This is a genomic window from Nocardioides sp. R-C-SC26 (assembly GCF_021246465.1).
GTDB lineage: Bacteria > Actinomycetota > Actinomycetes > Propionibacteriales > Nocardioidaceae > Nocardioides.
In genome coordinates this window covers 5,511-18,084 of sequence record NZ_JAHRHK010000009.1, presented here as the reverse complement: position 1 = coordinate 18,084, position 12,574 = coordinate 5,511, and the positions used below count along the sequence as shown (strand labels likewise).

Sequence of the window (12,574 nt, the reverse complement as noted above, 5' to 3'; positions counted from 1 at the left end):
CAGCCTACCGGCTCGCGGCTCGGCGCGATGCCGGAGAATGCCCGGGTGAGTACTGCGAGTCCTGGGAGTCCTGCGCCGAAGACCTACCGGTTCGCCCCGAGCATCGTGATGAGGCTGTCGGGCGCCGCCGTGATCGTGCTCGCTGTCGTGGTGCTCGTGACGACGGTGGTGGTCGCGGCTCTCGACGGTCCGCTCGCCGTGATCATCGGCGTGGCTGTGGCGGGAGCGCTGGCGGTGCTGGTCGGCGGCTTCTGGCTGAGTCGGATCGCCTGGGTCGTGCGGCTCGACACCGCCGGATACGCCGTGAGGTGGGTCCGATCCGTCGGCACCGCGCGGGGCGCGTGGACCGACGTCCGGGAGGCGGTCTCGGCCCGGCCGCACGACATCCCGTGCCTGGTACTGCATCGCCACGACGGCGCCTCGACGACGATCCCGGTGCCGTTGCTGGCCGCCAACCGCGACCGGTTCGCCGAGGACGTCCGTGACCGGCTGCGCGCGGCACATGCCGACCCGGCCTGATTCGCGGCCCCCGGTGCGTGGCCTGTAGCGTGTGCGCTGCAGTTGGAGGCGTCGCCTAGTCCGGTCTATGGCGCCCGCCTGCTAAGCGGGTTTGGGTTAATCCCCATCGCGGGTTCAAATCCCGCCGCCTCCGCCGTCAGAAGGAACCGCCGCTCCACCGCCCGACCAGGCAGCGGAGCGGCGGCTCTTTCCGTTCCCGGTCGATGGTGCGCCGCTCCTGCTCCGACGCCACGTCGCGCGTCGTGTCACCGTCGAGGTTTGACAGACCTGCGGCCGGGGCAGATCCCTGGTGGTCGCGCGGATCTCGGGGCTGCGCGACCCCGGTCATCGGGGGAGGGTCCGCGTCCGCGGGCTCACGACGAGAGGTTCACACATGACGTTCGACCACGACGCTGATCGCGGAGCGCGGCGCCCACGACGGCGCGTCGCCCGTGTCCTCGGTTCGGCAGCCGCGTCGGCTGCGCTGTCGGTGGTGTTCGCAGGAACCGTCGCTGCGCCATCGCACGCCGACGAGCCGGTGCGTGGAGAACGCGGGTTCAGCGCGGAGGTCTCGAGCGGCTCCGGCGGTGCCTCGACCCAGCGGTTCGACTCGAGCTGGGGTTGCGGCGGGCCCTGCTGAGCGGGGACGTACGCGCGGGCGCTACTCGCGGCCGTCGACGCCGCGCTGGCCGAGGATGTACCCGAGCTGGAACCGGGTCTCGGCTCCGAACTCGTCCTTCAGGTCGGCCACGTAGCCGGCGTAGGTGCGCGCGCTGACGCCGAGCCGCTTCGCGCTCGTCGCGTCGGCGTGACCCTCGATGAGCATCCGGATCGTCATCGCTCGCTGCTCCGAGGCGATGTCACGGAGGAGCCCGTGCTCCTTGTCGCCGAAGGGACGCGCTCGCTCCCAGGTGCGCTCGAAGATGTCGACCAGGAAGTCGATCACCGAGGACTCCCGGACCACCACGGCGCTGCGGTGGTCGTCGTTCGCGGGGATCACCGCGACCCGACGATCCACCACGATCATCCGGCGGAAGAACTCATCCAGCGTGCGTACCTCGGCGCCGCGCTGGGTGACGGCGTCCACGTACTTCTGCGTGTACGTGCTGCGTCGCGCGCTGTGCTGGTAGAGGGTGCGCATCCTGGTGCCGCGCTCGAGCATCGCGACGTCGCGCAGCGCCGCCGCGGCCAGGGAGGAGGCGTCCCGGCCGACCTGCGGCTGGGCAGTGAGCATCTCCTCCTCGGCCTCGGCGACGAGTCCGGCGAGGAACGGGCCGATCGCGTCGTCGCGCAGGTAGGTGAACGGGCCGGCCGTCTCGGCCTGCGGTGAGCGGCGCCAGGCCTGGCTGAGGGCGGCGAATCCACGCGCCCAGTGCGTCGACTCCTCCAGGAGCCGCGACGCCTCCTGGCTCATCGGGGCCACGACGCGTGACTGCACGGCGCTCGGGTCGACCGGGAGCCACACGTCGCGGTCGCGGTCGAGCTGTACCAGACCGACGTCGACCAGGAGATCGAACGCGGCACGGGTGCGGTCCTCGTCCAGGGCAGGGTCGTCGCCGGGCAGCCCGTGCTGCTCCAGGATGCGCTCGAACAGCGCGATCGCGGTGGACTCGAACAGGTCCCGGTCGCGCGAGCCGACGGCGCCGTCGCTCATGAGGCCCCCTCTGGTCGTCGTCCCGGCCGAGCCCACCCCGTGCGGCGTGGCCTGGGCGGCATGCTCCCACAACGAGGCAGGGCCCCGATCCGGTGCGGATCGGGGCCCTACTGAGTCGTCACGGGATCAGGCGTCGAGACGCGCCTTCAGGCCGTCGAGCTCGGTCCAGAGCACGGCGGGGAGGTCGTCGCCGAACTGCTCGAACCACTCCTGGATCTGCGGGACCTCGGCCTTCCACTCCTCGACGTCGACGTGGAGCGCGGCGGCCAGCGCCTCGTCGGTCATGTCGAGACCCTCGGTGTCGAGCGAGCCCGGTGCCGGCACGTGGCCGATGGGGGTCTCGACCGCGGCGGCCTGGCCGTCGAGCCGCTCCACGACCCACTTCAGGACGCGGCTGTTCTCGCCGAAGCCGGGCCACAGGAAGCCGCCGTCCTGGTCGCGACGGAACCAGTTGACGTAGAAGATCTTCGGCAGCTTGGACTCGTCGTTGTCCTTGCCGACGGTGATCCAGTGGTTGAAGTAGTCACCGGCGTTGTAGCCGATGAAGGGCAGCATCGCCATCGGGTCGCGGCGCACGATGCCGGTGGCGCCGATCGCCGCGGCCGTCGTCTCGCTCGAGAGGGTCGCGCCGAGGAAGGTGCCGTGGGTCCAGTCGCGGGCCTCGAAGAGCAGCGGGACGGTCGTCTTGCGACGTCCGCCGAAGAGGATCGCGTCGATCGGGACGCCGCGCGGGTCGTCGAACTCTGCGGCGAGGATGTCGCACTGCTTGATCGGGGTGCAGTAGCGGCTGTTCGCGTGGCTGGAGAGCTCGCCGGTCTTCTCGCCGATCTCGGGCGTCCACGGCTCGCCCTTCCAGGACGTCGCCTGGGCGGGCGGGTTCTCCAGCCCCTCCCACCACACGTCGCCGTCCTCGGTCAGGGCGACGTTGGTGAAGACCGAGTTGCCCTTGTTGATGGTGGCCATGGCGTGCGGGTTCGTGTGCTCGTTGGTGCCGGGGGCGACGCCGAAGAAGCCGTACTCGGGGTTCACCGCCCACAGGCGGCCGTCCTCGCCGACGCGCATCCAGGCGATGTCGTCGCCGATGGACTCGACCTTCCAGCCCGGGATGGTCGGCTTGAGCATCGCCAGGTTCGTCTTGCCGCAGGCGCTCGGGAACGCGGCGGCGACGTACTTCACGACGCCCTGCGGGCTGGTGAGCTTGAGGATCAGCATGTGCTCGGCGAGCCAGCCCTCGTCACGCGCCATCGCCGAGGCGATGCGCAGCGCGTAGCACTTCTTGCCGAGCAGCGCGTTGCCGCCGTAGCCGGAGCCGAAGGACCAGATCGCGCGCTCCTCGGGGAACTGCACGATGTACTTGGTCTCGTTGCACGGCCACGCGACGTCGTCCTGACCCGCGTCGAGGGGGTGGCCGACGGAGTGGATGGCCTGCACGAAGTCGGCGTCGAGCTCCTCCATGCGGCGCAGGACGTGGCTGCCCATCCGGGCCATGACGCGCATGGACGCCGTGACGTAGGCGGAGTCGGTGAGCTCCACGCCGAACATCGGGCGCTCGGCGTCCAAGTGGCCCATCACGAACGGGATGACGTACATCGTGCGGCCCTTCATGCAGCCGGCGTAGAGCCCGCGCATGATGCCCTTCATCTTCTCCGGCTCCATCCAGTTGTTGGTGGGGCCTGCGTCGCGCTCGGCGAGCGAGCAGATGTAGGTGCGGTCCTCGACGCGTGCGACGTCGATCGGGTCGGATGCGGCGTAGAAGGAGTTGGGCTTGATCGCCGGGTTGAGCCGGGTGAAGGTGCCGGTGGCCACGAGGGCGTCGGTGAGCTCGGTCCACTCCTCGTCCGAGCCGGTGCACCAGTGGATGCGGTCCGGCTGGGTCAGGGCTGCTACCTCGGCGACGAAGTCGAGGATGCCCTGGTGGGTCGTGGGCTGGTCGGTGGTCGTGGTCGGTGCCTGGGTGGCGGTCATGCCTGGTCATCCCTCTCGCGCAATCGCGGCGGATGGGTGCGATGACCGCAGCCGCCGGCCGTCGAGCGTATCGACGGTGTTGTCGTGAAGTCGGTGGTCGAAATCGCTGGCTTCGTTGTCGGCGACATGGTGCGGTGACGGCTCGGGCGAACCGTCCGACGCGGGCCGCGGCGACGGAGGAGGCCCGACGCGTGCGATCCCGCGCGACGAGGCTAAGCCGAGCGCTGCGCGGAACCTATTGGATCGATCCAGCGGTGTGCTCGGTACGCGCCTGGGGCCGTCGGGCGATCTCGGTGCGTGCTTCGCAGAGTCCGACCGGCCGATGGCCCCGGATCACTGTTCCGAGCCCGATTCGTCGTGCTCTGGCGGTTCGGCTATCCTCGTCCAGTCCCGTTGCACGGCGTGCGCGGGGCGGGCGCCTGTAGCTCAACGGATAGAGCATCTGACTACGGATCAGAAGGTTTGGGGTTCGAATCCCTACAGGCGCGCAGATCGATGAGGCCCTCCGCTCGGCACCGCCGAGCGCAGGGCCTCCGTCATGTCAGAGGTCGACGGTCTCGTTGTCGCCCTCGATGCGCTGGCCGGTGACCTTCGCCTTCACCATGTTGACCAGGTTGATCACCCGGCTGGTGCCCGGCGCGTCCCAGTACTCCGCGCCATCCGGGTCTACCTCGAGGAGCACGTTGCGGGGGTTGTCGGGTCCGCCCTCGAGCCAGGCATCGGTGAAGGTGCCCCAGAGCTCGCGCAGCTTCTCCACATCGTCGACGACGCGGGCGCGCCCGCTGACCGAGACCCACGACCCGTTGTTGCTGTAGGAGGCGTTGACCCGCGGGTCGGCCATCAGCGCCTCGACCTTGTCGGAGTCGCGCTCGGTGATGAAGCGCAGCGTCCCGTCGAAGTCGACGTCCTGGGTGGCCATCGGCTTGCTCAGCAGCGCGCCGTCGGGCCCGAGGTAGGTCACCATCGCGATCCGCGATCCGCGCAGCAGTTCGACGACGTGCTTATCCGGTGTCTGGTCCATGCCGTCGACGTTGGCACGCCTCGATGCGCTGCGGCACCACCCGAGGGTCTCAGGAGCGGAAGGAGTCGGGCACGGGCACCGGGGTCTCCCACCGTGCGCGCCGCTCCGCATCGGTCTGCTCCCACCACGGCGTGCCGCGTTCTCCGAGCGCGACCTTGGCGGCCTGGACGCCGTCGCGGGCGCGGCGCTCCCCGTCGTCGCCGTGGTGCCGGCGCACCTCCCGACGCCAGGCCATGAGCACGCGGGTGAGGTAGTCGCGCCGGTCGGACGGGATGTCGGGATCGGTGGCGCGCCAGCGACGTCCGTCGATCACGACATGGTGCCCGTCCTCGGTGGCATCGGGGCCGTCGCTCACCCCGAGAGGCTAGGGGCTCTGCCGAATCACGGGCGAGGATGGCCGTGCGGCGGCGTGGTGCCGGCCGGGAGCGGGACGGAGGGTCGATGACGGAGCAGGCGAACGTGGACCATCTGCTCGAGGAGCAGATCCGCCGGCTGCTCGACAACCGTGCCGAGTCGGCGTCGATCTGCATCTCCGAAGCCGCGCGCGCCGTGGCGGGCGAGGGCGACGACGCGGACTGGCGGGCGCTCATGGAGCCCGCTCGTGCTGCCGCGCGGCGACTCGTCGCCGGCGGCGAGGTCGAGGTGACGCAACGCGGCGCCGTCGTCGATCCGGCCACGGCGCGGGGTCCGATCCGTGTGCGACGCAGGCGTGCCGAGTGATCCCCCGGTGACGTGCCTGACCCCTCAGTCGAGGGCGCTGACGTCTCCGCTGGTGGCGCCGTAGCTGCGGTCGACGGTGCGCAGGAGGGCCTCGACCAACGGACGGCGCTCGGCGTCGGTGAGTCCCTGGAGGGGACCCTCCAGGAAGAGCATCGCCTGGCCGTGCACGGCGGCCCAGCAGACGAACTCCGCGCCGGGGCGGGCCTCCGCGGCGAGGAAACCCGACTCGGCCAGCTCGTCGAGGATCGAGCAGAGCTGGAGGAAGGGCCCCGCGACAGCGAGCTCGTCGTCGAGGGCTGCAGGCCCGGCGGACTCCGACGTCTGGCTCGGGTAGGCGGCGAAGGCCACGCGGAAGAGCCCCGGCTCGGCCAAGGCGTAGTCGACGTAGCTGCGCCCGACCTCGTGGAGGCGCCGGCGCGCCCGCCGACGCGGGTCGGGGTCTTGGATCGCGTCCAACCTCTCCTCGCCGGCGCGCGTCATCGCGACGAGCGCGACCTGGGCGACGGCCGCGACCAACTCGTCGCGGTTGGCGAAGTGGCGATATGCGGCGTTGTGACTCACGCCCACGCGACGGGCGAGCTCGCGCACGGCGAGGGCATCGGGGCCGCGCTCGCGCACGACGTCGACCCCGGCGGCCACGAGCGCGGCCCGCAGGTCGCCGTGGTGGTAGCTGCTGCGGGTGGCCGGCACGAGGCGACCCTAGTCGACGGCGATTCGATGTTGACAGTGACAACTCGGTGGCACCACGCTATGTGGACACCGACCACATCGAACCTGCGACACTCCCCGACAGGACGGCACCATGCCCACCACTGCTCGCCCCACCCGCTCGGGAGCACTGGTCTCCTCGCGCGCCGGCATCGTGATCACCGCGTGCCTGGCGGCGCTGACCATCAACCTCGACACCACGATCGTCAACGTCGCACTGCCCGAGCTCGCCGGCGCGCTCGACGCGGGCACGCGTGAGCTGCTCTGGATCGTCGACGGCTACAACCTCGCGTTCGCCGCGCTCGTGCTGGCGATGGGCAGCCTCTCCGATCGCTTCGGACGACGTCCCGCGCTGCTCGTGGGCCTCGTCGGCTTCGGGCTCGCCAGCGGGGCCGCCGCGCTCGTCGACAGCGCCGGACCGTTGATCGTGCTGCGGTTCGTGATGGGCTTCTTCGCCGCGCTGATCTTCCCGACGACGCTGTCGGTGATCACCAACGCCTTCCCCGACCGTCGTGAGCGCGCGGCCGCTATCGGCGCCTGGGGCGCCAGCGCGGGCGTCGGCGTCGCGCTCGGCCCGGTGACCGGCGGCTGGCTGCTGGAGCACGCCAGCTGGCACGCGGTGTTCTGGGCGCTGCTTCCCGTCGCCGCGGTGGCGACGGCGATGACCCTGGTGTTCGTGCCGGAGTCGCGCGCCGACGACGTCCCGCCACTCGATCTGCCCGGCCTCGCCGTCTCGATCGCGGCGCTCGGGCTGCTCACCCACACCATCATCGAAGGCCCCGAGCGCGGTTGGGACAGCACGGCAACGGTGTTGAGCTTCGCCTGCGCCGCTGCGCTGATCGCCGTGTTCATCGGCGTCGAGCGCCGGGCATCTCATCCCATGCTCGACGTCCGGCTCTTCTCCGATCCGCGCTTCAGTGCGGCCTCCGGCGCCGTCACCATCGCGTTCTTCGCCCTCTTCGGGTTCATCTTCCTGATCACGCAGTTCTTCCAGTTCGTGCGCGATTACAGCCCGCTCGACGCCGGGCTGCGCACCCTGCCGGTCGCGGCATCGATCGCGACGGCGTCGGTGGTTGCCGGGTTCGTGGTGCCGCGGCTCGGCACCAAGGCCGTCGTCGCCACCGGCCTGACGCTGCTGGGCTCCTCGTTCCTGTGGATCGCCGCCTCCGACGTCGACCTCTCCTACGCGCGCGAGATCGTGCCGCAGATGCTCCTCATGGGCACCGGCCTCGGCCTGGTCAGCACGCCCGCCACGGAGTCGATCCTGCAGGTGCTGCCGCCCTCGCGCGCCGGCATCGGCTCGGCGGTCAACGACGCGACCCGCGAGCTCGGCGGCACCCTCGGAGTCGCCGTGATCGGTTCGCTCTTCTCCTCCGTCTACGCCGCCCGACTGCTCGATCTGGTCGGGGATGGTGGGCCCGGAGCGCTGCCGGCGCCCCAGCTCGAGACCGCGCAGGAGAGCGTCGCGGCCGCGTTCGCCATCGCCGAGCAGGGCGGGGTGCTGCGCGACGCCGTCGCCTCGGCGTTCATGGACGGTCTCTCCGCGGGCTGCACGGTGATCGGCGTGCTCTGCCTCCTCGGAGCCGTCGGGGCCGCGGCCGCGCTGCCGGGTCGGGGTGCCTCGACGGCGGAGGGCGAGCCGGACTAGCGGGGGTACCTATCCGGACGCAGGCCCGCCGCCGAGCGGCAGGTGGGCCACCAGGGTCCGCGTGGTGGCGACGATGTCGTCGGGGCTGAAGCGCGGCGGCTGCTGCAGCATCAGTCGACCGCACTCCTCCACGCTGGCCATCAGCAGGTGGGCGATGATCGCGAGGTCGACGTCGACCGGAGTGCCGAGGCCCGCGCGCAGACCCTGCTCGAGGTGGCTGCGGATCAGCGTGCGGGTCTCCTCGATACGTTCGAGCACCAGTGGTGGAGCGCCACGGGTCGCGCCGAGGATCGGCGACCAGGTGTCGGGGTCGCGCTGCACGACGTCGAGGAAGGCGCGGATCGCGCCCACCATCCACGCGCCGACGTCGTCCGCCGGGTCGCCGGCCTCGGCGATGATGCCCATCGCCTGGTCCAGTGCGCGGTGCTGGGTGCGGTCCAGGAGCGCGACCAGGAGCGGCTCCAGTCCGTCGTAGGCCGAATAGACGACCGGGCGCGTGACGCCGGCCCGGCGCGCGATCGCCTCGATGGTGACGCCGCCGAACCCCTCGAGGACGAGCACGTGCAGAGCCGCGTCGAGGAGCTGTTCGCGGCGTTCGGGCAGCGGGAGCCGGGGCGCGTAGCGGCGCTTGCCCGTCGTCGTCCCACGTGTGCCGACCATCGCTCCACAATATGACGGTGGTGTAGATTCCCTGAATCTACGCCCGTGTAGCAATGGAGAGGACCTGATTCCGATGCCGCGACTTCCACTGATCGGTTCCCGTGCCCGACTGGCCGAGCGCTACGAGCCACATGCCGACTACGGCTTCTTCGGCCCGGACTCGGTGACCTGGAAGGTGTGGGGCCACCCGACGTCCTACATCCTCGGTTTCGCGCGGTCGGTGACCATCGAGCACTTCGACCCCAACCTCGCCGCGGCCGTGGTGCAGTCCGGGGGAGTGAAGTACCGCCCGCACACGCGCTACGGCCGCACGATGCGCTACTTCGGCATGGTCGCCTTCGGTGCCACCGAGCCCACCGCCAAGGCGGCGGACGTGCTGGTGAAGGTGCACTCCAAGGCCATCGGTCACGACCCCGTCACCGGCGGGGAGTACGACGCCAACCGGCCGTCGTCCCAGCTGTGGATCCACATGACGGCGTGGCACTCGATCCTGCTCTGCTACGAGACCTTCGGCCCCGGTCGCCTCTCGGCAGAGGAGGAGACCCAGTTCTGGGCCGAGTGCGCCCGGGCCGCGGAGCTGCAGACGATCGATCCGGCCACGGTGCCCCGCAGTCGCGAGGAGGTGCGTGCCTACTTCGAGGAGTGGCGCCCGCACCTGGCCGCGTCGGAGGCCGCGCAGGACATGATCGACTTCATCCTGGGCCTCAAGGTCGCGTTGCCGCCCGACCTGCCGGCGCTGCAGTCGCTCGCGTTCACGCCCGTGACCGCGCTGATGCGTCGCGCGATCATCTCGACCTACCCCCGCTACATGCGTCAGATGGCGGGGCTCTCGCAGGGACCGATCGTCGACGCGCTCGTGCGGCCGCCCACGAAGCTGCTGCACCAGGTGCTGGCCAGCAACCTGCATCTGCGGCTGGCGTTGATGCACCTGCTCGCGCCGCAGGCGGTCGACGTCGCAGCGCCGGCGATCCTCGGCATGCCGCCGTTGAATCCGATCACGATGACGCCGCGCGAAGCCCAGGCCCGCTACGGCTTCGAGGTGCCCGACCACGCCCACCCCGACCTGCGGGCCAAGCAGCGTCGACGCGTCTTCGACGACGGTGTCGCGCCCAGCGACGAGGGTCTGGTGGAGTCGCAGCAGCACATCGGGCCGTTGGCGCCCCGGGAGACCGCCTCGGCCTGATGGCCCTTGCCCATGATCGAACATATGTTCGATCATGGGCGGATGCTGCGGATCCTGCACGCCGACCTCGACTCGTTCTTCGCCTCGGTCGAGCAGCGCGACGACGCCCGCCTGCGCGGCCGGCCGGTGATCGTCGGCCCCGGGGTCGTGATGGCCGCGAGCTACGAGGCCCGCGCCTTCGGCGTCCGGGGAGGAATGGGCGCACGCGAGGCCCGACGGCGGTGCCCTCAGGCCGTCTTCGTGCCGGCGCGGTTCTCCGCCTACGTCGAGGCCAGCCGCGCGGTGTTCGAGGTCTTCTCCGACACCACGCCGCTCGTCGAGGGTCTCTCGATCGACGAGGCCTTCCTCGACGTCGGCGGGTTGCGCCGCCTCGTCGGGCCGCCGGAGGAGGTTGCGCGCATCCTGCGCGAGCGCGTGCGGCGCGAGGTCGGTCTGCCGATCTCCGTCGGTGTCGCCCGCACCAAGTACCTGGCGAAGGTCGCGAGCGCGGTGTCCAAGCCCGATGGGCTCCTGGTCGTCGACCCCGAACGCGAGAGCGAGTTCCTGCACCCGTTGCCGGTCGAGCGGTTGTGGGGTGTCGGCCCGGTGACCTCGGCGCGGCTCCGGGCCGACGGCATCAGCACGGTCGGCCAGCTGGCGGCCGTCCAGGAGGCTCATCTCGGCGGCCTGGTCGGAGCGGCAGCGGGGCAGCACCTGTGGGCGCTGGCGAACCTGATGGACCCGCGCCCGGTGCAGACCGGACGGCGACGCAGCTCGATCGGCTCCCAGTCGGCCCTCGGGGGCTCCGCACGACGCAGCCTCGCCGAGCTGGACGCCGTCCTGGTGGGGTTGGTGGACCGTGTCGCTCGGAGACTGCGGTCGGGGGAGCGGATCGGGCGCACCTTCACGCTGCGACTCCGGTTCGGCGACTTCGAGCGCGCCACCCGCTCGGCGACGATCCCCCGGTCGACGGCGTCCACGGCCGCGTGGATCGAGACCGGGCGTGCGCTGCTCCGCGCCGCCTATCCGATGCTCGAGGAGCGCGGCTGCACCCTGCTCGGCGTGACCATCTCGGGCCTGGTCGAGGCCGGGGCCGAGCAGCTCGAGCTCGACCTGTTCGGGCAGGACGTCGACCGTGCGGTCGACGGCGCCGTCGATCGGGTGCGTGACCGGTTCGGCTCCGCCGCGCTCACCCGGGGTGTGCTGGTGGGCCGGCGGATCGGACACGAGATGCCGACCCTGCCGGATTCTGGGCCGGCTCGGGGTTGACCCGTCTCTGCTTGAAGACGGGTCAACCTCTCTCCCTGTGGTGACCCGTCTTCAAGCAAAGACGGGTCGACGCAGACGGCCCGTGATCGGAGGTGTCCGCGGCGTCGGTGGGGGGGGCCTAGCGACGCCAGTAGCTGCGCAGCGGCGGCTCGGTCGTGCCGACGTGGGCCAGGTAGTCCGAGAGCAGGCCGACGCCGAACGTCGGGAGGGCCGGTGCCGCCTCGATGACCTGGCGGTCGAAGCCGCACCGCAGTGCGCCGACCCGCTTGAGGCGGGCCGGGCCGGGGTGGCTCAGCGCGTCGAAGGTGAGCTGGAAGAACGGGCGCTCGGCGATGATCGTCAGGTGCTCGGCGATGTCGGTCGGGCAGTGGTCCTGCAGGACGACGTTGACCGCGCCGGGTGCCTTCAGCCGCGACGCCGTGGGTTGCGGCGTCACGATCTCGTCGAGCCGGGTGGCGAACGAGGTGTACGACGGCCCCGTCGGGAGCGGACGGGCGCGCACGGCCGCGAGGAGATTCGAACTCGGCGAGAACTGTCGGAAGGCCTCGGCGCACGGGATGCCGCAGAGAAGGTCGGCCATCGAGGTGCCCGCGGTGAAGACTCCGGCGTACCCGATGAAGTCGTCGACCTGGGCTGCCAGGTCTGGCCAGATCCGCAGGGCGTAGGTCGGCAGGAACGCGCCCTGGCTGTGCCCGATGACCGCGATCGGTCGACCGGAGCGTCGTGCGGCCTCCCGGATGGCGTGGACGACGAACTCCACGTTCACCTGGACGTCGGCCAGGCCGCGCCCGGGGATCGTGACGCGGCACGAGGGATAGCCGCGCCGTTTCAGCGCGGTGTCGAAGTTCCAGGAGAAGTTCTCCTCCGGCACCGCCCCGGTGCCGTGCACCAGCAGCACAGTCTGCTTGCGCGCCTTGCGCAGATCACCCGTGCAGGTGAGGGAGCGTCGCAGCGCGCCCGGCTTCGCCGTCAGGCGCGGACCGGATGCGCGGCGCTCGGCCGACGCGGCGGTCGGGCTCGACGATGCGGCGGGAGACACCACGGCCGAGGACGTGCGCGACGTGTCCGCGACGGCGGGCGCGCCAGTCGACAGCGCGGCCAGCGCCACGAGGCCCGTGCCGAGCGCGATGACGCGCGAGGTCGGAGCGGCCGCGGCGATGCGAGAGAGGCGGAGCACCGCCGCAGTGTCACATGGAATGTCGAGGCGAGGGCGGGGACGCCACGCGACACGACGGGCGCCCCCCCCGGGGGGGGCCCCGCGTGGGCGGG

The 12,574-nt window shown here is 71.3% G+C and carries 12 protein-coding genes and 2 tRNA genes; 7 read left to right on the top strand and 7 right to left on the bottom strand.

All coding sequences use genetic code 11. The annotated features are described in order from the left end of the window. Positions 1–45 precede the first annotated feature (45 nt). Together KSO97_RS09865 and KSO97_RS09860 are read left to right on the top strand one after the other, a co-directional pair. On the top strand, positions 46–519 hold the full coding sequence (locus KSO97_RS09865) for a hypothetical protein (RefSeq protein WP_232678374.1): 474 nt from the start codon (positions 46–48) through the stop codon (positions 517–519). A 44-nt stretch (positions 520–563) separates the two neighbouring features. Next, positions 564–652, top strand: a tRNA-Ser gene (locus KSO97_RS09860). A gap of 507 nt (positions 653–1,159) precedes the next feature. On the opposite strand, the gene KSO97_RS09855 is transcribed toward KSO97_RS09860, so the two are convergent. Both KSO97_RS09855 and KSO97_RS09850 read right to left on the bottom strand, forming a co-directional pair. Beyond that, positions 1,160–2,152, bottom strand: coding sequence for a LuxR family transcriptional regulator (locus KSO97_RS09855; RefSeq protein ID WP_232678371.1), 993 nt, complete (start codon positions 2,150–2,152; stop codon positions 1,160–1,162). A gap of 126 nt (positions 2,153–2,278) precedes the next feature. Then, the gene (locus KSO97_RS09850) at positions 2,279–4,117 is read right to left on the bottom strand and encodes a phosphoenolpyruvate carboxykinase (GTP) (RefSeq protein ID WP_232678369.1); all 1,839 of its coding nucleotides are present in this window, start codon (positions 4,115–4,117) and stop codon (positions 2,279–2,281) included. 415 nt (positions 4,118–4,532) lie between these two features. Between KSO97_RS09850 and KSO97_RS09845 the strand changes: the two genes are divergently transcribed. Then, positions 4,533–4,605: transfer RNA gene (locus KSO97_RS09845), tRNA-Arg, on the top strand. 53 nt (positions 4,606–4,658) lie between these two features. Here KSO97_RS09845 and KSO97_RS09840 read toward each other — a convergent pair. After that, positions 4,659–5,138 (bottom strand): pyridoxamine 5'-phosphate oxidase family protein, encoded by a 480-nt coding sequence (locus KSO97_RS09840; RefSeq protein WP_232678367.1) that lies wholly within the window; start codon positions 5,136–5,138, stop codon positions 4,659–4,661. A 49-nt stretch (positions 5,139–5,187) separates the two neighbouring features. Further along, entirely contained in the window at positions 5,188–5,493 is a 306-nt protein-coding gene (locus KSO97_RS09835) for a hypothetical protein (protein WP_232678365.1), read from the bottom strand. Positions 5,494–5,579: 86 nt separating this feature from the next. Here KSO97_RS09835 and KSO97_RS09830 point away from each other — a divergent pair, with 86 nt between their 5' ends. Next, positions 5,580–5,858, top strand: coding sequence for a DUF3253 domain-containing protein (locus tag KSO97_RS09830; RefSeq protein WP_232678363.1), 279 nt, complete (start codon positions 5,580–5,582; stop codon positions 5,856–5,858). 24 nt (positions 5,859–5,882) lie between these two features. Here the strand turns inward: KSO97_RS09830 and KSO97_RS09825 are convergent, their stop codons facing one another. Further along, positions 5,883–6,548, bottom strand: coding sequence for a TetR/AcrR family transcriptional regulator (locus KSO97_RS09825; protein ID WP_232678361.1), 666 nt, complete (start codon positions 6,546–6,548; stop codon positions 5,883–5,885). Positions 6,549–6,660: 112 nt separating this feature from the next. Between KSO97_RS09825 and KSO97_RS09820 the strand changes: the two genes are divergently transcribed. Continuing rightward, the gene (locus tag KSO97_RS09820) at positions 6,661–8,214 is read left to right on the top strand and encodes a DHA2 family efflux MFS transporter permease subunit (RefSeq protein WP_232678359.1); all 1,554 of its coding nucleotides are present in this window, start codon (positions 6,661–6,663) and stop codon (positions 8,212–8,214) included. Between the two features lie 9 nt (positions 8,215–8,223). On the opposite strand, the gene KSO97_RS09815 is transcribed toward KSO97_RS09820, so the two are convergent. After that, entirely contained in the window at positions 8,224–8,874 is a 651-nt protein-coding gene (locus KSO97_RS09815; protein WP_232678357.1) for a TetR/AcrR family transcriptional regulator, read from the bottom strand. A gap of 73 nt (positions 8,875–8,947) precedes the next feature. On the opposite strand from KSO97_RS09815, the gene KSO97_RS09810 reads away from it, so the two are divergent. Together KSO97_RS09810 and dinB are read left to right on the top strand one after the other, a co-directional pair. Beyond that, positions 8,948–10,057, top strand: a complete 1,110-nt coding sequence (locus tag KSO97_RS09810; protein ID WP_232678355.1) for an oxygenase MpaB family protein — start codon at positions 8,948–8,950, stop codon at positions 10,055–10,057. 24 nt (positions 10,058–10,081) lie between these two features. After that, complete coding sequence (gene dinB, locus KSO97_RS09805) at positions 10,082–11,305, top strand: DNA polymerase IV (RefSeq protein WP_232678353.1); 1,224 nt, start codon at positions 10,082–10,084, stop codon at positions 11,303–11,305. Positions 11,306–11,423: 118 nt separating this feature from the next. On the opposite strand, the gene KSO97_RS09800 is transcribed toward dinB, so the two are convergent. Beyond that, entirely contained in the window at positions 11,424–12,482 is a 1,059-nt protein-coding gene (locus KSO97_RS09800) for a triacylglycerol lipase (protein WP_232678351.1), read from the bottom strand. Positions 12,483–12,574 lie beyond the last annotated feature (92 nt).